A 26,552-nucleotide genomic window follows, 5' to 3' on the forward strand; every position below is an offset into this window, starting at 1 on the left:
ACCTCAATCTTAAGTTGTTTGCCAATCGTCTGATTTCAGTTCAAGACTGCTGCGGTTCTGTAGGGGCTAATTTTATTGAAAGAAATCGCGAACAGGTGCCTAACGACTGTTTAGTCGAGCTGAAGATGGAAACAAACGCATGAGAATACACCCTTCGAAGCAGTTCATCGGCCCACCCTAAGGGTGCACTCAGATGTTGACGTAGTGCATGTAAGTTCTCCGTGAATTCGGACTGGCGCTTGGCTCTCGGAGAATGCCATCCGACTCACCGGGTAGCATCCATTCCGACTCTTCGATCAGGATGCGGAATTCATGCAGCAACATTGACCCTGGCAGCTCCAGGTCACGTGTGTAGGTGGAAAGCCCCTGATCGTCGGGTGTACCTGGCTTGAAAGCACTAAGTTTGGAAACAGGGCGCCATTGCATATCCCGTGTAAGTCCATGCCATCCCTGTTCCACCGAGCACGTCAGGCGCACAGGATTTGCGGCGTCGTTGGGGAAAACGCCTGTCACTGCAAGCGAAATATGGTGATGGTCTGTCCGCGAGACGGAAACCCACCTGTCGGAGCGAATCTGGATGAAGTCCGCCATGACGACTTGAGAAGCTAAGCAGTCAGGCAGCGAGTCGGGTTGCCAGCGCGCCAGAGCCAGACGCACGAAGGCCGAAGCCACCTTGCTGGTGGCCAGGGGAAGATCGCAGAACCAGAGCCCTCTTTGGTCATGAAAGTCCACGTTGAAGGGAAGGACCGTTGCCGTCCCGCCTTCGTCCATCGAAAAGTCTTGCGGAGTCCAGTGTTTGCGCTTCTTTGTAGTCGGATCAGCCGCTTCGGAGGGATTTTCTTGGGTGATGAAGTCCGTGGGCTTCATCTTATAATCGGCGATGCCACGCGGGCTATTGACGATGGGGTCTCCGCCCCAAGTAGAGACCAGTTTTTGAGCGGCGGAGGACGGGTTGGGAGAGTCTTTGTAGAAAACCACTCCAATTGTTTCGCGGTTGCCACTGACGCGGAACGGACGCGCAAGATAGACCCTGAGCGCCATGGTGCGCCCACGCTGCGACATGCCGTTCACCGTGCACTCTCTCCAAGAGAAGACAGGGATGACGTATAGGATAGCCGGAGCCGGTGGTCGTACCGAACTACAGACAGTGACCTGGCAGGGGTCTCCTAGCCGCGAGAATTTATCGATGTCGCTGTTGGGGTCACCGGGGAAAAATTCGCGAAAACGCGTGAATGCCGAAAGTGAATACGTCACAACATGGGCACGCGTATCTCGGAATTGGTGCATTCCTAGGTTGCTGTTGATGTTGCGCCATGGGGTAGCTGGCGAGCCATCATTTGTTAGCTCGCCGGCCACCTCGCTAGTTGTACGGTCCTTCGGTCCCGGCTGTGTCAGGTCGTCGACGCTGTCAACCCACGTAGCGTGGACCGTGATCTTGCTCGTGCTCTGCCAATGCGCGGAAATTTGTCCGGACATTGCAGCAGCAGATTGTCCCGGTTGCCGCGTTACTGGAAAATGAGCGGGCTTGAATTTCGGTGGGTGGGCCGGGTTGCTGTCGGCGGTGCCGGGTTCGAATTTTGGCGGGTCGACCGGCTTGCTGACAGCGTGAACAAGCGTAATCCGTACTGGAGGTGTCGTCTGGTGAGAGCTGCCGTCTACAAAGACAGCCGCGGGAATCATATCGATGATGGCCGTGAAGGTGTCCGTGGCGTGCTGGGACGGAGCTGCCGGAGGAGGTGGCGGTACAACACTGGGCGGCGGCGCTCCGACAGGGGGCGTCGTCGGGTTGGATGCCGCCGGGTGCTGTTGGTGCAAATCCAAGATCTCAGCAACGGCGTCTCCTAGGAGAAACTCTCCACCCAAAGGGGCTGGCGGCGTTGCTGTTGGATTTGCTGCGGGAGTCGGATTTGAGGCGGGCGCCGCAGGGGCAACCCTCTGCTTCAGCCTGGCGCTGAGCTGTTGAAGATTGTTGAACAGGCTAAGCGTTGCTCCGGCCGGTAAGACGTGGGGTGGTGCCGCTGTCGCTTGATCATCTTCAGGGGTGACTCTGTAGCGAAGGAGCGAAGGCAAGCCACAGCCTCCCGAGCCGCTCTCCCTATTGAACGGTGAGGTTGCCGTTGGCATGGAGGAACTTGTGATCTGTAGCAATACTGTTTGCCCCGGTGGAAGTTCGACAAGAATGGCCGGCACCTTGCTGGGCGTCATGTCTGCGAGCGGCACCGGATCTAGCTTGATGTCCAACGAATTGCCATGGCGAAGAACGATGCGCACCGGCGATGGCTGTGGCCACTCGGAGGAAGGAAAGAACGGCAAGTAGATAGCTGTACCAGGGTCTTTCGTGGTGACGGCAGGAGAGTAGGACTTTAACGATTCATCGAGCTCGTAGCTTTCAATGCGAACGAAACGCACGAGCGGGTCAGGCCAATACGGGTTGTTGGGTTGTACCGGCGCCCGCATCAGCAGATAAATCTGATCGTTTTGTGCAGAGCCTTCTTGGGGCAATCCATCACGAAGCCAATGGTTCGCAGACGCGGCAGCTAAGCTGGGAAAAGCGCCATTGTCCTGGAGTTGAGCATTTGCGAAGGCCCACCTGCCTGGGGGAAAGTTGCGGCCATCGAAGGCTCCGTGCAGTTCAACCAGAGAGAAAGGCTCACGAGGCGGCGCTAATAGCCGTGAAGCATCGCAGTTCTCGCGATCCCGAAGGACCATCACGGTGCCCTGTTCTCCGGGGCTGGTCGTACCGCTGTATGGCTTCTCAAGTAGGACCTGAGGTCCACGCAACGGCTCATGGCGGTCGAAGAGATTGTCAGGCAGCGCATATTGTTCATCGGCTGACCAGTTGGGCGGGAGACTGTTGCCGACCAGGTCAACGTGGCGCAAGCGAAGGTCGTAACGATGATCGAAACGCAGGCGAGGGGCGGCAATTTTGGCCGGTTGTGAGTAAGCGGGCTCGATGCGGACGATCGGCGCACCATCGCCCGGGCGCATCGACCTCTTTTCATTGAAATCAAACTTCGGGCGCGGGATAGAAAGCGGCCACCCATTCCATGTCACGAGGGTTTCGTGAGTCTTCAATTGCATGTCTTCGGGTAGCTGAGATACGCCAGATCCGAGAGTCGTGTAGCCTTCGTCGCTTGCACAGGTATAGGGTTCGGTAGGGTCGATCTTTTTGAGATCGATCGGTTCCGGCTTCCATCTAAGGAGGGTGCGTTTGCCCGTTGCGTCGAGAATTCTGTAGGACGACTCACGAAGGTGGAGAGAATTCCATTGGGCGGTCCCCGTTTCGCGCACGTCTAAGCGGTAGCCCAGCGTCAGGTCCTCCAAGGCGAGCGGTTTGGCTTGTGTTCCGAGGTCATCGTCGTTGCGCGCGATCTGGCGGGCGAGAAAGTCCTTCCGGCCTTCCCATAAAAGCGAAAGTCCCTTGGTGCGCGACGAAGGGAGAGTCTGAGATGGGCGATTGTCGTTGACTGTCAAATTGACCGAGGTCGTCTTATACTCCTGACCGCGCGCTGAGGACCTCTTCTGATGGATCAACTTCTGCGCCGATCCATCAGAGTCCTCGGTAATGACTCTGAATATGCTTCTATCGCTGATGTCCAGAAAGCGGTTCTTGTGTGTGTTGTCGGCACTGCTGGCGACAAACGAGGGGTTGATCACGCACGAGGTATAAAGCGAGACCAGATCAATGCCACTTATTTCTTTTTCTGGACCCTCGAGATGTGCTGTGAAGCCGGGTAACGTCTGCAGGGTCTGCAACGACTGATTGCCGAGATCGACGTCTTCAAAGTCCAGCGCGAGTCCAAGTGGACGCAGCAAGACTGGGTATTGGTGGAGCATGCCGAGCAATTGGTGGAAGTCAGGTCTGTCGGGTTTCGGCAGTGTCGTCGTCGATTTCACGTGCTGGCTGGCACTATGAAAGAGCTGGAAGTTGACGTACTCGCGGATGCGCTGGAACAGGTCGTCGCTAATGGCGGTGTTGGAGTGTGATGTGAGCGGACCTGTGGAAGCATGTATGGCGGTCACAACGCCTCGCGTCGTCTCGTCGTGAGAGGAGGGAGCTACAGACGTCACGCAGTTCGTGTAGACAGCCAGCAATGCTGCCGCGGTGAGATCGTCTCCTTCGCGCTCTTCCAGGACATGGATTGAATGGTTCACGCGGTCACTGATGAGCTTTGCTTGTGACAGCGCCCTCCAAGGAGTCTTGGCAGGATCCGGGTCTACAATCGCTTGCACCTTTTTCCGGTCCGCAAGCATCGCCTTGATCGGCACGGCCGTGCCGTCCTTCGGCGTCACCGTGGGGGAGAGATAGATATCTTGCGGCGCAACGGTCGCGGCGAAATCGGTCGCCGTATCTGCCGCAGTTTTGATGTCATTGGGTGGAGGTGCAGTGGCGTCCCTGGAATTTGCGATGATGTGGTTCTTTGCCGCCTCCGTCGAACGGTAATCTCTATGGTCGTCATGCAATTGGCCGGCTTTGACGGAGACGTGCCAGGCGTCATCGTAATCGTTGTTCAGCTTCCTTGGCTTGACGGCGAGCTTTCCGTCGATCAGTGCTGGCCATAACTTTGGATCTGGCTTTGACGTCTTTGACGTGCAGTCAACCGAAATTTGCATCGGCCCATGATCGCTTTGCCAGGAGAGCGTGAGCTTCCAAGGTCGCTCTTTACCGGTGAGGTCGGATCTGAACTTCTCCCAGGTGACCGGCCAGTCTTGGATGGCCGCCGGCAGGGAAGCCTCAACTAACGATGGGCTTAGCAAGGCCGTGAAGTTGACTTTGCTTCCATTGGAGCCATTGGGGAGTAAAGTGATGCGGATACTCGACGTTTGTTGAGGATTGTCCATGATCATGTGCAAACCGCAAACACCTGCTGGTATTCCTTCCACTCTCGATCGGTAAACCAGCGTTCGTCGGCGCTGGGTAAGAACTGTTCGTCTGCCAGCATCCATGGATCCTCGTGATGAAGCTCGGCGCTTTGATTGCTCTGATTGCTGCTGGCCCCAGCCGATCCAATGAAGTCATACTCCGCGTGCATATGGAAGTCTGCGCTGAAGAAGAGGATGTGCACCGAAACCGAGAAGTCGGCGAAACCATGCACACGATTCGGATTGCTCATGTAGCAGAGGGTGACATAGAGATCGATGTCGAGCGAGATGATCCCGAAGATATCCATGTGCCCGTGCGCATGGAGGAAACCGCACACGATCGCCTGGTCGCCGCCTACGTGGAAGTAGATGCCGGCCATCACGTAGCCGTATCCGCCCACCGGGCCGATGGAGATTGCGGCGCAGACGCCAAATTCGAGTGCGCCTTCCAGCACTTGCACGCCATCCAGCCCCAGCTGTAATTGCAGGAAGCCACCCCCGCCATAAATTCCCGAGCTGAGGAGGAATGGGTGGTTCTCGTCGGAAATGCCGATCTGACAGCGGAGTGGAGTGCCATCGAACGACAGCGAGACCGCAACCTCGATCGCCAGTTGAAAGATGTTGAAGGCGCCGACCGATTTGAACGGCATCGCGAAGCGGAAACCCGCACGCAGGCCGAGGCCCGTGAATTCGACGAAGGGACCTGTCTTGGGATCAAGCAACGCTGCCAGTTCGGCCACAAAACCCATCGCCTGGCCGAATTCAACGTGATCCAGCGTGAGTCGGCAGTCAGGCTTGTTTCCGTTCGTCGAGGTGAACACCAGCGACTTGACATGCAGCAGCAGGAAGCTGGGAGAGCCGATCAAGTTGATTGTGAACTGTTTTAGCGTCGCGGTGATGCTGGTTTGCGGCGGTGTACGCGCTAGCAGGTCCGTCTGGAAGCTGGCTTTCACAACGAAGTCCGCGCCGGACTCCAGCACAAAGATCGGCTCTACACTCTTGATTTCCGGGTGCCAGTCGTAGGACAGCGAGACCTTGTCCGGGATGGGAAAGTTCGCGAGAAGCAAGGGAATCAGGTTTCTTGCCTGCAGCAGGCTCTCTGCATTGGCGCCGATATGTCGGGCGGAATCTCTAGCCTTTGCCATAAAAAGATCCAACTGCGCGAGCATGACGCGGCTGTCGTCGATCAACTCGGAAAGAGTGGCATTGGCAGGCGGCTTCTGCAGCTTGCCAAGAGGTGCGCTGATATCCGCAAACAGGATGTAGAGAATTCCGGCGGGCTTAGCGGCGCTTGCCTTCTGGCCCTGGATGAGCTGATAGATATTGTTGCCGCTGCCTGCCACGGTGGTCAGAAGGCCAGCATAGGCCATGAGCGCCTTGGCATCCGCCCCGGTGAGAGCGTCAAGTAGCGACTTGACCGAGGTAAGGTCGGGAGCATCGAGGACATAGCTTTGCCAGGAGACTACCGTTGTGAGCACCCCGATATAACGCACGGTTCCGTCAAACACGCGTAGCCGTGCGGCTGCTTGTGCGGGCAGCACAGCGTTGAAAGCATCGATTCTGTTCTGCATCGACGCGCCCTGCGTTTGCAACGTCTGGTCAGCATCAAAAATGGCTTTGGCCGTGTGCGCCGAGATAGTGTCCATGTCGCCGTTGATGCCCGCAACGAGCTCACTGAATTGTGCCTGTAGAATGATGTTCACCGAACTGGCAGAAGCCAGTGGTGTGGCCATAATCGTGAGGAGCGGCGACTGCTGTTGAGCAGCTGGTAGCGTCAGGCCGGTTCGCATAATTCCGAAGCAGCCGATGACTTCCGTGAAAGACTGATTCTGCGCCACAGCCGAACCGATGCCATACAACGCCTTGAGCAAGGCAATAGCCGCTGCCTGAATGGCCACAGACTCGTTCGCCATGGCCGTAAGCGCAGCCGTCTCCAGCGCGTGAATGCTAACGAGGACCTGGCGCTGCAAGCGAATGAATTGTTGCAGCAGCCGGTGAGTTTGCGCAGGAGAAGGCACGTTATTGAATTTTGCGAAGGTATCGAAATAGAGCTTCAACCTATCGAGACAGCGTTGCACCTGGCGGAAGTTCTGGAGTGTACTCACACCATCGCTGTTCCCGGGCAGCGATGCGAGGTGGTACACGGCCGTTTGCAATTCCTGGACAGCGGCCTCCAGCTGAGCCGCGTCCGTCTTCACGTCAAAGAACGTCGTCCGGAGGTCCTCCTCGGCCTTTTGTGCATTCTGAATAAATTGTTTGATGTCGCCAACCGCCGAGGTATCGAGGCCGAGAGGAGCGAGCGCCTGACAGATCGAGAGCAGGTTTTGTGAGATGGCAGGCAGCTGCTGCACGGCTCCAGCGGGATTACCGCTCTTGATATTGGCCTTCGCTGTGTCAATAGAGACCGCGAGATCTTTCGCCGGCTGCACGGCGTTGACTAGGGCAACGAGCTCTGGCGCCAATTCGCGCAGCGTCAAGGTTGCGCGCGAGATATCGTCGCCGGACGGGAGCTGTACTTGGAGAGGGTCTTTCGGTAACGCCGTATCCAGCAGGCTTACCAGCTTATTCAGCACACCGGTCACCGCACTGTCGATGGCTTGCCGTGCCGGCGCGAGTGCCGTGAGAATTTCGTTCATCGCGCCGTTGAGCTGGTTTTGAAGCGCGGTCAACTCAGGACTCTGAAGGAGGCTTTCGATGATTTCGTTGCAGGCCTCTTCCCCTAACGCGGCAGGATCGTTTAGCAGGGAGGAAAGCTGGTCGATGTACGCTGCAATGCTGCTGATGAGGGCCGAGTGGGCCAGCGCCGCAGTAAGGTCATCGTCAAGCGAGCGGCTCGCGTCGGCCGTTGCCTGCGCCGACAGCATCGCACTGTAATTGCTGTCGATGATCCTCGCCTCCGGGGCCATGTGCCGTGCGATGACGTTGACGTCAGGAAGCAGGTTTTGGAAGCCGTCAATGGCCCTAACGGCTGGTCCTTCGTAAGTCTTTAGCGTGTCCTCCACTGTGTGGAGGGCCTGCTCGATCATCTGCGGCGCCTTGCCGAGATTGCTCGAAACGCCGCCCAGCAGTGGAGCAATGATGTCACCCAGCTTGACCACTCCTAGAAGCTTGGACGAGGTCAGCGCTCCAAAGAAGTCTGTCGGATCGAATTTGCCGGTGGAGAAGGTCGAGAGCGAAGCATGTGGCGTATTAGTGCCAACATCCTTGCTGGCCAAGCCTGCATTTCCACCGACCGGTCCGGCTCTACGCGAAAAGCCGACGACCAGAGTGTCGGGACTGACAAACCCGCCAGCCTGGTCTGTTTTTCCAGAGGAACTGAAGCTAAGCGACGGCGCCTGCGACGTGTCCACTTGCAGCAGGACTTCGCCGGCATTGGCTTTCGCATCGAAGCCGCTTGTCAGGTATGGGCCGAACATGGTGACCCATGTCGGCGGGGCTTTGCCGGTAATGCGCTGGAGTGCAGCCGAGGTCACCTGGGCGCAATCCATGACGGGATAGAAAAACGGCAGGTCGTTCTGGAACAGTAGATTCGTCGTGTCAGTATCGGTGACAGGATTGATCTGCCACCGGATGTACTGGGTGGCAAACTTTGTATCGCCTGATTTCTGGGGGGGACCATAGGAAATGGGCTGATCGTTGAAGGGTGTGCAGAGATAGCTCTCTCTGCTGTTCACTGCAGTATCGCGGCTGTTGCGATTGGAGTCGTCGGTATTTCCAGTAGGAAGTGTCGGGTTTCCCATATTGTAGAGCTGGGCAACTTTGGGAATGAAAGTCGGATCCTGTGCCTTATCCGCGGTGATAAAGACAACTGGCAGCGATGCCTCCGCTTGGATATTGTTTTCCATGCTCCAGAAGTGAAAGCGGAACAGAAATGCCGCCCCATTGACCATCGGCCAGAAGTTGGAGGAGTCGTTGTGCGTCATTGGGTCGAGATCTGAAGTTTGTGTCGTCAGCACATCGACCCTCTTGAACGGGAAGCTTCGGCCCTGATTTGGCTGCTGTGGCAATGGAAAGGTACGCACAGGGTTGTGGACCGAGATGTACCAGCGTTGATGCAGCACGGCGAACCACGGACCATTCTTTGCCCGTTGCGAAAGGACACGCTCTGAGATTGTGACCAGCGAAGCCCTATGACCGAACGGGGCCAAATATCCCTTGTGAACAACCCGGACGTAATGATCGCGCCCAAGTGTCGTGATCTCGTTCAGCTGCTCCAGGAGCATTTGTGTGCTGTGGTTCGTATAGTCCAGTCCGGGTGGATCCCAGGCCCCGACGCCTTTTAGGTAGCCGCCTTGTGAGCTCAGCATGAGGTGCGTCAGCTGAAGTGGATCTGGCGTCCACGCCTCACCTTTAGGATTTTTGAGCGAGAAATCACTGGTGAGATGAACTAATTCCTGGCGATCGCGAACACCGACTGGGAATAACGGCGCCGGTTTGGATGGATCCTGCAAAGGAGCCAAATGCTCTGAATCCAGTTCCTTATCCGGCGTAAAGATAGCCCGCGCAGTGCGGTGCTTGTCGTCTGTCTCATCGATGTGCCAATTCGCCTCGTCCTTATCCTTCACCCGCGACGACAGTCGCGTATGCCAAAGCTCCAATCCTTCGCCGCGCTGCATTGGCGTCGCGCTCTCGTGGGCCCATCCACTGTTTTCATCTGGAGAAAGGTAGACCCGAAAAGGCAACTCAATGTGCGTCTTAGACGCGATCTCGTCGAGCGACTGCGGCAGCTTCGTGTGGAGCGTTGCGGTTGACTTCGCCACTTCCGCCACTCGTGCCGTCCACTTCGACCAGTCCAGCAGGTGATCCAAATGAAACGGGATCGGCTCGAAGGTCGCGCCCATGTCAAAGGCGAGAGTGGATTCCCCCGAAAACGCCCATACAGGAGGGTTCGGGTCCGGCGTATTGCTGATAATGGTGGGGCCGGGCTCATTGGGTTCGAGCGTGCCGTGATTCTCGGGCGTGTTGTCGTCTGAATGGAAAAACGCCTGCTCCTGTACATGTTGTGGGGGAAATACGACCCTGAACCAGGGGGCCGTCGCCGGGGGAGGTTGTGAGGGTCTGATCTCCGGTGCGGGACCGGAATGGAGGGTGACCCCGTCAAAGTGAAAGTCCAGCACCATCATGTCGGATGGGCGCAGGATCGTGAGGGTGTCCTTGCTGTTCAGCTCAAACTCAAGCGTGTGCTCCCAGGGCAGCAGATGCAGATAGCCGAGAAAACGCTCCACGGGACGCATGATTACGCCCCAGCTAAAGTAGAGCGGCTTCGCTGTGTCGAAGTTCACGCGCATGCAGGTCGATGCATAGCTCGGTATCTGGATGGCCGAGACCGCCGGTGTAGCGGAAGGCGTTCCGGCTTGGTCATGTGCGTCGGCTAGTTCAAAGGGCGGATCGTCCTCGTGTGGATCGAAGGAGAGACTGAGGTGCTCTGTATGGGCCCAGGTCGTTTGTGGTTCGAAGTCGGCGAGCAGTACGGAGTGCGGTTCTTCTCTCGATAACGTGAAGGCAAGTCGAGCGGAGCGCAATTTGAAGTGAAAGGGCTCGCGGCTGATGTCCATTAGGCCGCCACCCGGGAAGAAATGCAGGGGCGCCTCGTTGTCCGCCGCCTGCGTAAGCAGCGCGGCGTGGCGTGGTCTTCCCGTTGCGCTCGTGGCCTCTAGTCGCAGCTCATCGAAGACCTCTGCCTCAGACCCGTGCGCCAGCCTCCAACCATGTTCTGCTGCTGCGCGCTCCAGTCGCACATCCCACATCTTGTCTTCGCGCCCGAACAACAGGCTCGTCCTCGGCGCATCGCGATCGCCCTCAAGCAGAGGCTCAGAATGGTCGAGCCTCATTACCCAGCTATGCGCATCGAGAGTTCTTTGTAGCGGATCGAGGGAGATGGCCGTATCGCCGACAAAACTAAACACCCAATCTGGCGCAAACTGTAGGCGGGCTCCATGCGCGAGCGTCAGTAGGGTATCGGTCAGAGGGCGCAGGCGCGCCGCACGGAAAGTACCTTGTGCCTTGCACGTGCCTTCGAGCCAGTTGAGCCAAGTTGCCTGCACCTCTCCACCAAAGGAGAAGCTGAGCTTCATGCTCCATTCGCCGGCCGACCGCAACAGGTCGCAGACGAAATCCGCCGGGAGGGATGTGCCGGGGAATAGCGCATCTTCAAGTGCAATGCGGATGGCGCTTTGTTTACGGTCGACGACAAGGTTCGGAGAGCCGTCAAAGCGTGCGGCGTCGATTGTCCAGCGCACAGTGTCGCCGGTGAGCGCGCGCACCCGGTTTCCTTCGCGGAGCAGCGAAAAGCCATCACCTAGGAAAAGCGGATGAACTGCGGTGGCAGCCAGGCTTGCGCTCGACAAGCTCAGAAAGCTACGACGTGTAAGAACTGGGCCGCACACTGCCTCGGGCTTGGGAGGGAGCGCGCGGCGACGCAGAAAACGTAGGTCAAAGGGAGAACGATGTGACATTATCTGGCTTCCCGACGATCAGGCCTAAGACAAGTAGCACGAGGCACAGGGCCGTGCGTAAGCGGTCGGCCCAATCAATGTCGGTCAGGCCGGCTCTAAGGTGAGCCGCTATCTTTGAACCGAAGCAGAAGCGTAGTGAACATCACTGATCCTCCATTCGTTCTCAAGTAGGAAGTACGTGAGGAAAACTCTACAGCGGTACGAATTCCTTGAAGGGGATGAGCCATTTATACAAACATCTTGCAGGCCGTCAAGAGAGAATTTGTGTCTTTTTGCAAACCTAGTTGCGTTTTCGAAAAAGTTAGTAGAAACTGGGGCGCATTCTGGATTTCTACAGGTCACTGTTTGCGCCGCGGTGAGACGCGATCAAGAAAGAGCATCGTATGCCGAAGCATCGATTCGCTAACGAAGTTTCTCGTCGCGATTTTCTGGTGGCCGCCGGCGCCACGCTTGTCAGCTTAAGTTCGCTGGGCGCGATAGCTCCGGACGACCCTCCACTTTCGCCGAACGCCGGCGGGCAGACCATCCTCGAGTCCGTCTTGCAGAAGGGCGATATCCTCCTCACCACAACCACGTCAACGGATGGCTGGGCCAGCGCGGCCGTCTCGGCTCTCATCCGACAGGCTACGGGAGGCGGCCCTGTCAGCCACAGTGCCGTATTTATCGGCAATGACAGCGTGATCGACGCGACCATCACCGGCGGCGTGAATGTGAATTCCTATAACGATTTTGCGCAGAAGGCCAGCGTGATCGTCGCGTTTCGATATCCATCCATAACCGCTGCTCAGCAGCAAAACATCGTGGACTTCTGCCTGTCGCAACTGGGAAAGCCATATGCTCTCATCGGCGCCGTAGCTAGCGCTCACTTCTTTTTCGGCCCCTTACTGCACCAACTCGTCGACATGGGCGGCACGGATGGAAGCTTCTACTGCTCCAAGCTTGTGATCGACTCGTATGGCAATGCAGGCGCGAACCTGGTTACCGCTGACCCCCAGTGGCAAAGTCCCAACGACTTGATTTCACTCACCTGGTTCGGCGAACTTGGATACGTCGGGCACCTCAAATACCCCGTCGGCTCATAATTCTGCTGAATTCTTGGTGTGGCCGCAACAATGAAACTTGTTTCAATGTCGCAGTGTGTTTTGCGTGATTCGAGTCAGAAACCTGTTACTCTTCGGCGATCGCGCTCAGATAGCGGGCACATGGCTCGCGTTGAAAGAGCGCATCGCGCACCCAAGAGATGCCGGTTTGTGACAATCGATATCTTCTGAAGTGACTTTGAAGTCCCACCTATCATGTGGCACTCGTTGGGGACTCACCAATCCAACGGTCCTTGCCGATGTGCCCGTCTTCTGCAAGGACGGATTCGACGACGGACGGTTGCGCTATTTAAAACGGACATCGCCTTGCTTTATCTCCTTTTCTCCCGAGGACGCATTCCTGAATCCGATGCTGTAATCGCCATGCAATCCAAGCGAAGGGAAATCTACACTTGTCCACCCTCCGTGTTCGTTCTTGGACCGAAGCGTTCGGACTTCTTTCCCGTTTGCATCGTCGAACACCCAGTCGAACGCGCCGGCAGAGACAAACTCAACATCCACGCCGGCCGGTTTCTTGAACACTATTTTGTTGTTGATCCACATTTCGTTTGTAAATGACCCAAATTCAAAATGATAGTCACACTGTTCCCTGCAAGCTTTCACATAAACGACTGGACTCGCGTACCCTGATGCCTTTGGCGGGTGGACGCCCAGCTGCACGAGGACGTCATTAATGAAATTGATGCAATTCCTTTCCAGAAGTCGGTGATACTTAGTGTTCCACTGGTCGATAAGTTGGTAAATCTGACGCCGCTGTTCCTGAGTAATAGAAAAAGTCACTGATTCGGTCGTATGCGATAGTCGTTTCGGATTACTCACGAAGTCATGTGTTGTCACTTGTGTTCCGCCTGGACCAACAATTGTGAGTCCGGCTCTCCAGACCTCAATTGTCAGCTCGCCGCTATTGGCGTTATAGAAACCGACGGGATCATTCATCAGGATGTACAGAAGGCCATAGGATTCCGAAGTAATCACCGCATAAGAGCCAATCGGGAATACCGCGTTTCCGACTCGACCGATGAGCTTTCCAAAATACCGACCGGGTAAGGCTACGGGAAGTTCGGCTGAGGTCGGCCGCCCTGGCGTCCCATCTGCGTCGGAGCATTCTGTGGAGCCCCGGCCCCAGCACCATCTCCCTTCAGCACTGAACGCGATTTGATCTCCAGATGCGACCTCAAATACATGATGGCCGTTAGGATCTCCGGCCGGAACGGGACCAGCTTTGCCTCGCTTTATGGGATAAAACCCAAAACAATCTTCTTTCAGCGTGGAGCTCGTCTTATCTTGAATACAAGGAAAAGCGTGTCCGATTTCAGTTCTAAGTATGTTTTCAGGGCCATAATTCCAGGCACCTTCTTCTGGAAGGAGATCCGGAGACGCCATCAGCTGGAGCTGGAAATTGGAAGCAGGCGTCGAAGTTGGCTTGGGAGTGGGCGTTGGGTCGGACTGCGACCGCGCCAATAGGGCAGACAGGCCAAAGCATAAGGCGGCTATTGCATGCCGAACGGAAGACAATCCTTGCATGACCCGAAATTCTAGCGTGCAAACGACCTCGATCGCGTATTTATTTTCCCGAACTCACTCAGGTGTCCTTACGCCTACGGCTAGGAATTCAGCGAATTGCCTGATCTCGAAATCTCAACTGTTGCTATCAGGCCAATACACTCATCGAGAGTGCATCGACGCCTCAATTGAAAGGTGGATCTGCCAAAACTCTTAGACTCGCACGATCTGCTATCGGACCCCAGTTGCCGGAAGGCTGACGCAGCGCCGATTTAGTGCTACTGAACCCTGTCAGCCTCCCATTTGCTAAACAAGTAACAAAACCAACCCAAAGCAGCGGCCACGTGTGCCACACGTGTGCCGCTTTTTTCTTTTCGGAGGCATTCTATGGCCCGCAAGACCGGCCAGATTATCCGTCGTGGACCCAGCACTTGGCTGGTCCGCATTTACATTGGCCGCGATTCCGAAACCCGGAGACGCATATACCTCGGCAAATCGATTCAAGGAGGGCTGCGTACCGCGCAGGCTCACCTCAACCGCATGCTCGGCGAGCGGGACCTCGGACGCAACATTCGCTCGTCGAAGCAGAACCTAAATCAGTATCTCGATCATTGGCTGGATATCTGCGCGCGACCACGTTTGCGAGCCAAAAGCTTCCGTGATTACTCGAGCCTGCTTGCACGCTACGTCTGTCCCCATATGGGTGCGAGGCTGCTCGGGGAGCTTTCCTCGGCGGAGATTCAGACTCTATACAGTGAGCTGCTCAATCGGAAACTGTCGGCCCGCACTATTCGTTACACGCATGCCGTCCTTTTCTCTGCTCTGCGCCAGGCCGTTCGCTGGAAGCTCCTCCTCACTAACCCCGCGGAACAGATTGACTTGCCACGACAGACGCGCCGGCGCTTCACCGTCTTCGACGTTCAACAGGCAAAGCAGTTCATCGCAGCGATTTCCGGGCACGAGTATGAGGCTCTGTTCGCTCTCGCGATGACCACCGGGATGCGCCCGAGCGAGTATTTGGCGCTTACTTGGTGTGATTTCGATCTTAAGCGTGGCACCGTCAGTGTCTCTAAAACCCTCGAACGGCGAAAAGAAGGATGGAAGTTCGAAGATACAAAACGGGAGCGCAGCCGGCGCATGATCAAGCTGCAGAACTGGATCGTGGCTCTCCTTCGCCAATTTGAGGGGACGTCTGAGACGACCGGTGCCGCGCCAGGCCCCCTCATCTTCACGTCGAACCGCGGATGCCCGATCAACGAGAGTAAATTTGTCGGGCGCTACTTCAAGCCCTTGCTCCAGACGGCTGGTCTTCCAAACATTCGTCTATATGACCTTCGTCACACGGCGGCCACCCTTGCTCTGGTCGCTGGAGTTTCGCCAAAAGTCGTCAGCGAACAGTTGGGGCATGCCTCTGTGGCCTTCACGCTCGAGGTTTACTCGCACGTCTTGCCTCACATGCAGGACGAAGCGGCGATGAGGGTCGAAGCACTGCTAATTGCCGCGTATCGCTCTGAGCATCCGTTCAGTACTCGGGAACGGATGCTCCGGCCTCGCGCTGCCGCTAGGCCGCGGCATTCCCGCCGCATGCGGGTTTCGAAGTGGGCGGCCTCACACGTTGAAGGGTATATCAGAGGCGCCTCCGAGCTTACTACTTGCATTCAACGGAGGCTGTCGTCTCAATCCGCCCATCAGGTAGGCAACACAAAATCGATCATCCTTCGCTGACAAAAGAATCCTGGTCACACTGTGCGTAACGGGGACCGGGCTTTTGCAGTAACATTGATTCTTCGTGGAACCCATATGAACGTGCCGTCCTTTTTCGACGAGAAGAATTTGGTCTCCCGCTTAACCCGCGGCCTCGTAAAGCGGCCGCGAGAAGTTGTCTTGCTTGTCGGCTCTCCGCTCTCTGTGCCTGTCTCTCTCGATTCTCCTGGCGTGCCCGGTGTGCAGGGCATGATCGAAATGATCCAGAAGGAATTCGTCGATGATTCCAGCGAATATGAGCAGTTCAATCAGGCGTTGATAGACGGAAGGTCGAACTCGTATCAAGCGGCATTCAATTTCCTGTTGGGCACTAGGGGCCAGTCAGTTGCAAACGAGATTGTCCGAGAGGCTGTCATCAAAGGCTTGCTCAATCCAGCTCCGACTCCGTCTGCTGATGAAGAGTGTCGCAGGCTTGAAGGAGAGACGAGCCGATGGTGGCTTAGTCCCGGGACAACAGCCATAGGAGACCTTTGCACGGCATATCCTCAACTATTCGGCAAAGCAATCTTAACGACCAATTTCGATCCAATGCTCGAAGTAAGCATTAGACGAGCCGGAGGTACTTTTTATCGAACATCCCTGCACGCTGACGGATATCTCTCGCAAACAGAAGCTCCGGGCTGTCACGTTGTTCACCTCCATGGATACTGGTACGGAGCCGACACCCTGCACACGGCCCGGCAGCTAATTCAAGATAGACCCCGCCTCAAAGCCTCGTTACTCAGCCTGCTCCGCGACAGGTTGCTGCTCATCAGCGGCTATGGTGGATGGGACGATGTCTTTACATCGACGCTCCTTGAGCTCGTCAGAGATGATTCTGCAGGCTTCGAAGTTCTTTGGGCGTTCCACTCCAAACAGCCACAAATTCCAGCAAAACTCCTCGAACAACTCGAGCCCGGAATTACCCGTGGCCGCATCTCGCTCTACTCCGACATCGACTGTAACTTACTGTTTCAGAGAATTTTACTTGGTCTCGCCGAATCGTCCGTAAAAATTGCGACTGTCCTCCCGGAACCATTTCAACCTATAGTCGTGTCGGCTGAAATCGAGTTGCAGATTGATAAGACTAGGGATGCTGGTAGGGTTTTGGAAGGCGACGACGAAGACCGACCGCCCCTTATTGATGTATTTGTGGGCCGAGAAACAGAATTCTCTTCGATTCTAGAGTCATCCGCATCAGTAATTTTTATTACCGGTATGGGTGGCGAAGGGAAATCTGCCGTAGCCGCGAAGTATTTCGCCGTTGCGCAGGACGAGCAACTATATAGACTCTTTATCTGGCGCGATTGCAAGGAAGAAGGCGAACGCTTTGAAACGCAACTAGCGCAGGTGATCGAGGTTTTGTCACAAGGTGAGGTTAGCGGGCGTGATCTCGCTAATCAGGATAGTCAAGCTCTAATAGACCTTTTGCTCGCCCAATTAGCATCCGGGCCGCCCGCCCTGTTCGTTTTCGACAACGTTGACCATTATGTCAATCTTGAGGAAAGTAGACTCGCCGGAGGAGCGGATAAGTTCGTCAAGTCCTTTCTCAACGCCGAGATCAAGGCGCGGGTCATATTCACATGCCGCTCAAGGGTCGCTTACGCTGGTCCCATGGCCCTAAGTATCGAGCTGGGGGGAATTCCGCTTCCGGCAGCCTACGACCTCTTCGAAAAGAGGGGGAGCAACACCTCGCGATTAGAAGTGGAGCAAGCTCATGCCGCCACTGGAGGCCATGCTTTATGGTTAGATTTGATGGCACTACAGGTCGTCAAGAGGCAGCCGCCCATCCGCTTGCAGGACTTAGTAAATGAAATCAATGCCGGAAAGGCAGAACTTCCTGACGATCCCCTTAGGTGGACCCTTTCCTCTATCTGGAGAAGTCTCAACGATCCTCAACGACTGATCCTTCGAGCCATGGCTGAGACGGTGAGACCAGAGACTGATATCGAGTTATCGGAATACCTCCGCGAGCACATGACGTTTAATAGGTTTGGCCGTTCGCTACGTGCGCTAAGGTCGCAGAATCTGATAGTCGTCAAAGAGGGTCGAAACGGCCAAGAACTGATCGAATTGCATCCGGTGGTTAGAAAATTCGTCCGGATGAGTTTCTCTCGTATTGAACGGATCGCGATCATTTCAGCGATCGTGCGTGTTTACGAAAGGATTATGGGAATATCGCAGGAGCAACTGAGAAATCGTCCCGGCCTAGCGATTCTGCAACGATGGTCGCAAGCCGCTGAACTGGACATCGAGGCCAATAACTTTGGTGCGGCGATCAAAGTATTAGCCGAGATTTCCACTGCGTTTGCGGCTAGCGCGTATATGAGGGAATACGTGCGAGTAGTCCGGCTATTGCTCAACTCCTTCGATTGGGTAAACGAAAATCGTAAACACGATGGCTTCGTCACGGTATTCGATGCACATATCGATGCGCTCTCATATCTCGGAGCATTCTCCGAGGTGGATGGTCTGCTGGACCAATTTGAGCAAACGGTCCAGGAGAAAGATGCTAAGTTTGTTTCGTATTGCGCAATGCGTTGCCATACCGAATGGGTCAGAGGTGAATTTTCCCAAGCTGTCGAGTGGGGTCGTCGTGGCCGCGACCTAGAAAAAGCTTCAGGATCTGACGGAACTTCTGGTATAGCGCACAGGCTCGCGCTTGCCGAACGGGACGCTGGTGCACCAGAATTAGCATTGCCAGTTTTCTTAGGCGGCGTACGCCTCAGTCACGCAATCTCTCCAGGCAGTCTTGACGAAGAGCGTGATGGCGCGTTTTATGGCAACGTAGGACGCTGCCTCGATTTTATGGGACAGATCGACACTGCGTTGATCTGTTATCAAAAGTCTGCGATTCTCATCGAAAAGGACGCCCGGAACGAACACGTTATGAACCAAGGATATATCCGTCGCTGGATCGGCGAGCTATTGCTTTCAAAGGGGGACGAAGAGCTCGGCGCGATTTTTCTTGAGGCGGCAAGACGTAAGTGGGAATTCGCTTCACCTCAGCGCGCCAGCCAGATTGAGAAGCTTCAACTGGACGTGGCTCCCGCCGTACAACAGCGGCTTCATTCCTCAACTGCTAAGCCAGAAGAGGTTGTTCTGAACTGGATCAAGGGAAAGTCCAAAGACTGGCGATAGCGGTATCCAATAAGTAATGAGATGTCGGGAATTGTCCACGATTCTGACTGGGCCGCGATAGCGTAAACCTCCGGCGTTTATTAGGATCAATGATGAAGATGCCGGTCCGAAATCGGAGACTCGTGCTTGTTCCTTATGAGGGTGTGGTTGACTTCACGTCCTCTGGCGTTTCAGCTGCGCGAGGAGACATCGCTTTCGGTTTCTCCTGCACAATCATCCCGCTCGTTCCATCGCGATCAACTCTTCCTGCACATCATGCCGGGGCCTGAAGAGAGAGAGTGCCCCGCGTCCTGATATAGGCTCTGAGAACCGTCTGGGCTCATCCATGAGCCACGCAAGCAGCCCGCTCTGAAATGCGTTTTGTTCGAGATGCTTGCTTCGATACTGTGTCCATCGCTCGGGCGTGAGAGGAATCACTGCCGAGAGCCGTATCGAACCGATATAGCCTCCGCGATACAGGCCGTGATAACCAAATTGAAAATCGAGATCCGGTTTTGTCGCCAGCCCCGCGTGAAGCCAGATTCGTCCTCGATATTCGGGAGCCCACTTCCGAATTTCGATGGTTTTTTTTCCGCTGATGAGCAACTCGGCCCAAGGTTGGTGCACAGTCAGAGCCGGCCATTGGTAGATGTCTATTTCCATTTTGGCCTCAGAGGAATGTCTCATGAAACTCGTCGGAAAAAGTTCTCCAGAGTTGTTCGAGCGCAGAAAGTGTGGTCCAATCCCCATCGATCAAATCTAGACCTTCGGCCGGTAGAGCCCTGCGGAACTCAGCTGTATTTACGGAGGAACGAATGGCTGAGACAAGCTCTAGATATTCCAGGAAGAAAGCGCCCAATTGAGGGTGATTCCTGACCTTGTCTACTCGCAAATCGAACGCGTATTCTTCTCCGGGCAGTGCCGACCGTCGAATGATGCACGGGATGCAGACGCCGCATTGCAGATTCACCTTCTTCTCAAAACGTCCCAGCTTGCTCACGCCAAAAGCGTGAGGTGCCGCCAAATTCCAGCAACTTTCCGTAATCGGCGTGATCTCGTTTGCCCGTTCTTTACCCACGTTGCGTATCAAGGCATCGACCGCTTGACGTTTGGTCATCGTCCACAAAGGATTGGTGACGATCCAGTCGCTCATGAATACGCTCTTCAGAAGCTGAGCGAAAAGATCGTGCAGCTTTGGGTGTGCATGTTTCGTCATTGACACAGAAGGGACTGGAGGAATGGAGCCGGCAAGGATCCCGTTTTCAAATTGCAGGATCTCGCTGGCCTGCCAGGTGTGGGCCACCGCCGCCGCCAAGGAAAGAAAAAAGAAGGATCGATAGTAAAACGAACGGCCTCGCCCTGCTCTACCTTTATGCCTCCACTGCGTTGGCGGCCCGAACTCCAGGGTCTCAGCAAGTGTGCGTTGTAGCGTTTTTTGCTTTGTGTAGTAAGAACAGAGCTGTGTCTCATACGCCGCCGTGAAATTGGAACCGAGGCCGGAGGCGCTATCGAGCCCCCCGGACAAAAGAGCAATTCGTCGAATCGGGCGCGCCTGGTCTCCGGGCGCAGGAAGGACAATGTGTTTTCTGCTTCCCTGAACGAAACGAATATTCCACTCGGTGTTTCCCAGGAAGCCGAGGATGTCCTGTAGAAGCTCTCTTGGCTTCCCGTTCCATAGATCCGGCTCCCGTACAGGCATGGTCAGGTCCCAATGGATATTGGGATTGCTCGCGCTTCGCGGCGGCAGCTGTCTCTCGATTGCGTACACCGTCGTCGCAACATCCAGAAGGTCGAACGCCGTGTTTACCATTGGGTTCGGGCCAAGGGGTCCACTGGTCGTTAGCCAACCTTCTCCGTCGGTTTCGACGATGGTCTCTTGTACTCCGAAGCGAGCTACCCTGCCATGGGCTACGCACAACGCTGCATTAGATTTTCGTCTCATTTTCGAAGCTGGCTCAGGAACCAGTCCTCCTTAAGAGCAATGCCGTCGAACAGATTGTTATAGCTGGCCTGAGTCACCTCTGTACCGAGGGCTTGGCCGCCGAACTCATGCACGAAGTTGTCGGCAATCTTCCGGGCGCGATCCTGCGCGTCGTCTCGAAGATCGCCTTTTACCTCAGGCGGCAGCGCGCGCTCTTCCGTGCGGATAACTTCATAGAGGAGGTCGCCGAGGAATTCGTTGGCCAACTGATCAAAGACTTCTGGCTGGAGGTGGGTGAGTACGTCCGCCGCGCTGCCGGAAATGAAGACATCGGTATCATCTCCGACCATGCGAATCAGCAGATTTTCTAGAGCCATGCGCACAGAGGCTCGTGACTTTTCATTCTTGTTCTTAGCTTCATGACGGCGCATCAACTCCGCGGCCAAGCGACGAAGGCAGCCCGGACCATCGTTTACACCGAGCCGGGCGGCGATCTGGTCCCAGCGACGATTCGCCCTTAAGTCCACACTGACAAGAATCAATTCATGATGAATCTCGCGCGCCCCGCTAGTGACGAACTGCTCATGAATGTACTCTGGGCTCAGCTTCTTGAGCACCATGGAGAGCGCCTTGGCCCTGTTCTTCGGGCTCGCCCCGCTGGTCACGAGCGTGCCGGCATTAAATCGGTACCCTCCGTAGCCGCTACCGCCGCCCGAGGTGGAACCGCCGGTCCCTCCTCCTCCTCCGCCACCTGATGATCCGCTACCCATGAGGAACGCTCCTCCAAACCTCTTCCGGCGCCGGAAACTCCACGGACCATGGCCGTTTCAGAAAGTCGTTCCAGGCCTCTTCGCCACCGTCGCCTCTAGACAAAACGTACAACCCTGCAGCCGTGGCTGCAATACGATTTCGATCGCTTCCGGCATCGAAGCCCGGGTTTCTCCCAAGGTCCTCGAGGTTTGACCGGAGCGATCGCACAGCGACGGCCGGGTCGGCAACACGTTTTGCAATTCGAAGTCTACCGTCTACCACTGTCCGCACGGCCCATCCGTGGTTTGGAAACGCAGTCAGGTTCGCTTCAATCGGCCACCATGTCTCGAGATCAAATGCTCCGAACTTCCAAAACTTACGCGCCGCGCAAATTGGTACCAGCATGAGGTGGCCTGACGCCAGCGCGTCGGTCCTGGCTTGATCGAGGAGCGTCGAAGCCGCTACTTGATCGCCTTCGCGCAGCGCCATCCTCGATTTTTCATATTCAATCTCGGCATAAACAGGATGCCCAGTTTCGTCTTGCAGCAAAGCTAGCGCCTGCTCAAGCATCTCTTTGGCTTGTACCCACTCCGGGTCGCCAGGCTCGTGCCCGATTCGCACGCATTCCGAGTAATTCCGGAAAACGGTAGCCAGATCAATGGCGGCATCAGTGTCGTATCGCCATTCCTCCACCAGCTGCTCATAGACTTTCGCAGCCTCCGCGGGCTCATAGAACAGATATTGCAAAATACGGGCGCGGTCCTGCTGGTACGCCCGAAGGCGTCGCGCTTTCAGTGGAGCATCACCTGATGCAGTGTCATTCTTTAGAACCTGAACGGCGCAATCGATATCGTCGAGGGCCTCTTGACGCTCACCTCGCGCTTTGTGGATCTCCGCGTTCAAACCGTGTCGCCAAGCGTCCTCAAGCGAATCCGTCGCCGCGCTCCTCTCTAGCCACAGGTTCGCGGTTTGAATGTCCGACAACACGGTGTAAGCCCAGGCCGCGCGGATGAGGAGGTGGGAAGGAAGCTGTCGCCAGAGTTTATTGCCGGCGCGCTTCATCAAGGAAACGACTGCCTGGGGGCGGTTCGCCTCTCGGTAAGTCGAAAGCAGAATACTGACCTCGTCCCGGGCCGCTGCGATTTCTTGGGCCCCCATACAATGGCTCAATCGCCGTTCTCGAACCGCCGGCGTGTACCTGCCCGCAAAACTGATATGGCCGTAAATCTTCATGCAGCCTTTGTGCCCCTCGATCTTGGAAGGGTCATCCATCCATGCGAGGAACTGCTGCTGCGCAGAGGACGCTAGTAGGACCTCTCCCGCCTCCGTATGAACGAGAAAATTGCCAAGATGGGATGTCAACGCGGACTTATAGCCGAGGGCCTCCAAGGATGCCTTCGGGACAGGGGCATTGAGTAAAGCTAGAGCATTGCCGACGAGCGGCGCCTCTGCATAGGCCGCAGCCAAGGTCTGTTGATTGATCGCCATGTTCGATTGCTCGATGGACCAGCCGTCGGTCATCATCTGACCGGTAACCGTCTCTCCTAGAATAATTGCAGGCATATTCCCTTGAAGCACCGGGTCCCAAAACCAGCGGTCTTTCCGATACTCAGGCGGCCGCCACAGACTGAGGAGGATGTCGCTTGCGGCACAGAGCTGTTTCCAACCCAGCTGAGGCCTGCGCCGCATGAGTTCGAGCGCACTCCGAAAGGCTTCTCCATGGGCGTTCGAGATCTCAAGCGTCTCCTGCAGCTCTTCTGCCCAAACGCTTAGACTTTGCGCCAGATCAAGATGCGAATCCAGCTCGACAGCGACGACGTAATGATGCATAATCGTCTCGCTAGCCATCAACAAGCGGATCCAGCTTTCCCGGTCAGCAGCCATCCCGGAGGTCTTCACCCAGCAGAGTCGCGTCTTCGCGCACCGATCCGCGGAGGAAATCTCCGCGGCCGTGGAAGGGAAGTAGGGCCTGGCCTCTCGCGCCATTCGGGCGCGCCGATTTGCGATCTGGAGATGCGCGAGCTCTGACTCCGGCGTGTTCCATTGAAGATTTGCTCCGCTCAGACCCGAAGACCATACCACTGGGCAGGCCCAGTCGAGTCGGTCTCCCGAGCCCATATGCGATACGTCAAGCAAAACTGACCGCGCTCGCGCTGCAGCCATATCGAGCGAATCGCCCGACCCCAAGGCCTGAAAGACCTCTTGCGCTAAGAGGATGGCTCCTCGATCACTGATCGTGGACTGCATGGCCAGCACGCTTGCCACGCCAGCTTTCGAAAGCGAAAGATAGAATTGCGGGCCGGGGCCGCCGCGGCTTTTTTGTGGGACTCGCCCTGTATTGCACGCCCAGAAAGCCACAAAGACCGGACGAGCGACCGCTCGCGAAAGCAGCTCCTCGATGTCTTCCGGGGATACGAACGAGCCGTCCAATAGGTAGAAACGCGGTGGATTGGTCGATGCGTGACCACTAAAGAAGAGAACATCGGCCGATTGTTGCAGCGCTTGCGTCAGTTCGTCCTTCGTTCGCGGCTGGCAGGTCGTCGGGCGGAGAATAGCGGATCGATTTGCCGCTGGCAGCGCGTCGTACACCTCCAACAGCCGTTTTGTTTCACCTTGGAGATCCAGTAGATAACGCCGCGTATGCGAACCGTCATCGCCGAGGATGCAAACCACGGACATCGGACGAGCGAATTTGCTAGGCAGGGCATTGGGAGCTTCCGGTAGAGCTCTCACGATTGAGATATTCCTTCGCCGCGACGGGGCAACTTCTCCAATCAGGAGCTCCCATGCTCGTTCCCAAGCGCCTTCGGGAAATTTAAGCAAGAACCGCCGAAACTCACGCTCGTCGCCACCCGTTTCGGAGAGCCACGCATCCCGGAACGCCTTCGACTTTGCTAGCTTACCGAATTGCCACTGCGCGAGTCTGCCGCGGATGTCTGTCGGCATGAGCGCGTACACATACTTTGAGATTGGCAGATCTACGATCGCCGATCCGCGCTTGATCCGCCAAGAAACATAAAGAAGTTCGGATGCCCACTCGACGATCAGATCAGACATGAGGAGCTCTTACACGGAAACTTTAGCCCGCGCCATCGCGGAAACGTCGATTTGGGGCCACAGCATGGGTTCAGCGGAACCAGGATCGAAAGAACGGGGTCTTTCCATCGGCACCACCGCGATGGTCGCCGGCGGCTCCCTCAGTAATGCCTGCTGCTGAGATGTAGACCAGAAAGCTGTTGAAGAATCCGACAACATCTGCCTTCGGATCAGTGATTTTGTCGCAGAGGAAAAGGCCGGCCAGCATCACAAGGAGCGAAACCACAAGGCCGAGCCACTTTGCTTTCCAGCCGAACGCTTTGAACAGGCCGTTCGTTACAAACGTAGTAACAGTTACCGATCCAAGCAGGGTCCCAAAGGTTCCGACGGTAAAGAAATCAGACGGGATCGCTGAAGCCATATATTCCTCCTCGTTTTAGGGGCTTGAAGCGGTAAAGATGGGTTTTTGAACTCGAGCGGATCATAGCATAAATTCGATGCGTCACCGCGGCAACGCATCGCATCTGGATAGTTCCACGGAACTCTCGAAGGGACCGGTGAACTCGAATAGGCAACGACAAGTCGGTATCGCGACTGGAACCCGTTGCCCTACCTGCCAGCTGGGGCCCGAGGAGGCTCCGGGAGTGTAAGGCGTTTCCCGTTACTAACCTTCCATGAGCGGACGCTACCCCAGAATCCGGATTCCCTCGTCCCGCCGATTTGCGACCCTCATAGCTCGAGTTTCAGCTAATTCACGTTGAATGTACTCGGCGTCGAAGGGTGCGTAGACAAACCGGTCGGCCTGTCGAATGAGAAACCGATTAAGTTTCTCTACTTGATCGCTTGCCAGCTGCAACTCTGACGGTCCGGAAGAATACGTGCCGGCTAAACAATATTTCCGGCTAAGCGGGAAGCACATTTCAAACGATAGGAATCCCCGAGGCAATAGCGACGCCTTGGAAGGATCATGAACTGCCACAGGACAATCTGAAGTCACAAAAAAAGCATCATTCGCATGGATTATCATCAGGCGCATATCCATGAATTGCCGTTGAAACAGCATCAGGGATTCAGCCATCATTCGTAAGGACCAACCTCTGCTCGCTTGCACTGCCCGAACTTTTCCCCTGCTGAGTACACGCCTAGATTCTTCGGGATCCATTGGCTTTCCAGTCCTTTTCTCCATCTCAGCGCAATACTCGGCATGGCGCACGGGATCGTTCACCAGATCACGAATCTGCTGAACAGTGTGATCGATAGTCGCTTGGTCGACGTTCCTCTTTCCTGCAGGCGTTCGAACTAGCGACATCGCCACATAGCCGGTGAGCGTGAAGCGATCCCGTAGTGTTGCGGGCAACGCTCCAGCCTGTGCTGCCTTCACAACGTCGGCTGATGCTGATTCAAGATCAGCAAGGAACTTCTCTCCTATGAAGCTGCGTCCCCCGGTTTCATCCTGATGGCAATAAAAGTAATTTTCGACGGCGCATTCTTTCGGAATCTGGCGGCGCGGAGGCTGATTGGCAGAATGTACCCAAAGAACGGGCGAGCCAGTCCTTTCGTGCGGAATAGGATCGCAGAAGGCATCCAAATATGCTCGCTGAACGTAATGCTGCGCTTTTGGCTGGCCCGGCATAAGAACAGCTTAAGCCTAAATACCGCAACTCTGGTTCATGTAGTGCGGGGTGGGGTTCACTACTCATAAGTCTTAGTTCTGTATCTGGAGCGCACAACAAGACATGCGGAAGCCTCAATGCGGGCGCTTTGGATACAGCGACTTGAAGGAAGCCGCTGGCGTTTGCGGCGGACGCGGTTATGCTATGGGATTTGAATCGACTTTCGCCTGCAAACTGCTGACTGCTATTGGGTTAGCTGCAGAGGGCGAAAGTCGATTCAGGACGCCAGCGAAGCTCATGCTGCTCGGAGGATCGCACGCGTAGCGGCCGCCGCGCCAGCGGCTTAGTTCAAGTCGGTATTGCGGAAGTTACATGACGCTTAAGGGGACCCCAGGGCAATTCGCGAACTGCCTGACAAGCTTGGCTTTTGGGAATATTCATCAGACCA

12 protein-coding genes are annotated in these 26,552 nt (G+C 55.9%); 3 read left to right on the forward strand and 9 right to left on the reverse strand.

Translation table 11 applies throughout. From position 1 onward, the window contains the following. Positions 1-189: 189 nt before the first annotated feature. Together GSQ80_RS17955 and GSQ80_RS17960 are read right to left on the reverse strand one after the other, a co-directional pair. Positions 190-4,269 carry a hypothetical protein gene (locus tag GSQ80_RS17955; protein WP_158789037.1) on the reverse strand — a complete coding sequence of 1,360 codons (4,080 nt, stop codon included), beginning with the start codon at positions 4,267-4,269 and terminating at the stop codon, positions 190-192. A 575-nt stretch (positions 4,270-4,844) separates the two neighbouring features. Beyond that, positions 4,845-11,210 (reverse strand): hypothetical protein, encoded by a 6,366-nt coding sequence (locus GSQ80_RS17960; RefSeq protein WP_158789038.1) that lies wholly within the window; start codon positions 11,208-11,210, stop codon positions 4,845-4,847. Between the two features lie 491 nt (positions 11,211-11,701). Between GSQ80_RS17960 and GSQ80_RS17965 the strand changes: the two genes are divergently transcribed. Next, on the forward strand, positions 11,702-12,400 hold the full coding sequence (locus GSQ80_RS17965; RefSeq protein WP_158789039.1) for a YiiX/YebB-like N1pC/P60 family cysteine hydrolase: 699 nt from the start codon (positions 11,702-11,704) through the stop codon (positions 12,398-12,400). A 303-nt stretch (positions 12,401-12,703) separates the two neighbouring features. Here the strand turns inward: GSQ80_RS17965 and GSQ80_RS17970 are convergent, their stop codons facing one another. After that, positions 12,704-13,942 carry a hypothetical protein gene (locus tag GSQ80_RS17970; RefSeq protein ID WP_158789040.1) on the reverse strand — a complete coding sequence of 413 codons (1,239 nt, stop codon included), beginning with the start codon at positions 13,940-13,942 and terminating at the stop codon, positions 12,704-12,706. A 366-nt stretch (positions 13,943-14,308) separates the two neighbouring features. Here GSQ80_RS17970 and xerC point away from each other — a divergent pair, with 366 nt between their 5' ends. Both xerC and GSQ80_RS17980 read left to right on the forward strand, forming a co-directional pair. Then, complete coding sequence (gene xerC, locus GSQ80_RS17975) at positions 14,309-15,646, forward strand: tyrosine recombinase XerC (protein WP_158789041.1); 1,338 nt, start codon at positions 14,309-14,311, stop codon at positions 15,644-15,646. Between the two features lie 75 nt (positions 15,647-15,721). Further along, positions 15,722-18,805 (forward strand): SIR2 family protein, encoded by a 3,084-nt coding sequence (locus tag GSQ80_RS17980; RefSeq protein WP_158789042.1) that lies wholly within the window; start codon positions 15,722-15,724, stop codon positions 18,803-18,805. A gap of 213 nt (positions 18,806-19,018) precedes the next feature. Here the strand turns inward: GSQ80_RS17980 and GSQ80_RS23995 are convergent, their stop codons facing one another. The 6 genes from GSQ80_RS23995 to GSQ80_RS18010 all read right to left on the reverse strand — a co-directional run bounded on the left by GSQ80_RS23995 (position 19,019) and on the right by GSQ80_RS18010 (position 26,124). Beyond that, positions 19,019-19,534, reverse strand: coding sequence for an ASCH domain-containing protein (locus tag GSQ80_RS23995; RefSeq protein WP_371315737.1), 516 nt, complete (start codon positions 19,532-19,534; stop codon positions 19,019-19,021). Further along, positions 19,455-20,726, reverse strand: coding sequence for a hypothetical protein (locus GSQ80_RS17990; protein WP_158789044.1), 1,272 nt, complete (start codon positions 20,724-20,726; stop codon positions 19,455-19,457). The genes GSQ80_RS23995 and GSQ80_RS17990 overlap by 80 nt, the downstream gene beginning before the upstream one ends. Continuing rightward, on the reverse strand, positions 20,723-21,475 hold the full coding sequence (locus GSQ80_RS23120; RefSeq protein ID WP_216850426.1) for a hypothetical protein: 753 nt from the start codon (positions 21,473-21,475) through the stop codon (positions 20,723-20,725). Before GSQ80_RS23120 ends, GSQ80_RS17990 begins: the two co-directional genes overlap by 4 nt. After that, positions 21,468-24,512: a CHAT domain-containing protein gene (locus tag GSQ80_RS18000; RefSeq protein WP_371315739.1), complete on the reverse strand. Its 3,045-nt coding sequence runs from the start codon at positions 24,510-24,512 to the stop codon at positions 21,468-21,470. The genes GSQ80_RS23120 and GSQ80_RS18000 overlap by 8 nt, the downstream gene beginning before the upstream one ends. A gap of 70 nt (positions 24,513-24,582) precedes the next feature. Next, on the reverse strand, positions 24,583-24,912 hold the full coding sequence (locus GSQ80_RS18005) for a hypothetical protein (protein ID WP_158789046.1): 330 nt from the start codon (positions 24,910-24,912) through the stop codon (positions 24,583-24,585). Positions 24,913-25,176: 264 nt separating this feature from the next. Then, positions 25,177-26,124 (reverse strand): DUF4238 domain-containing protein, encoded by a 948-nt coding sequence (locus GSQ80_RS18010; RefSeq protein WP_158789047.1) that lies wholly within the window; start codon positions 26,122-26,124, stop codon positions 25,177-25,179. Between the last annotated feature and the right edge of the window lie 428 nt (positions 26,125-26,552).

Origin of the sequence: Granulicella sp. L46, assembly GCF_009765785.1 — a bacterium.
Classification (GTDB): Bacteria; Acidobacteriota; Terriglobia; order Terriglobales; family Acidobacteriaceae; genus Granulicella.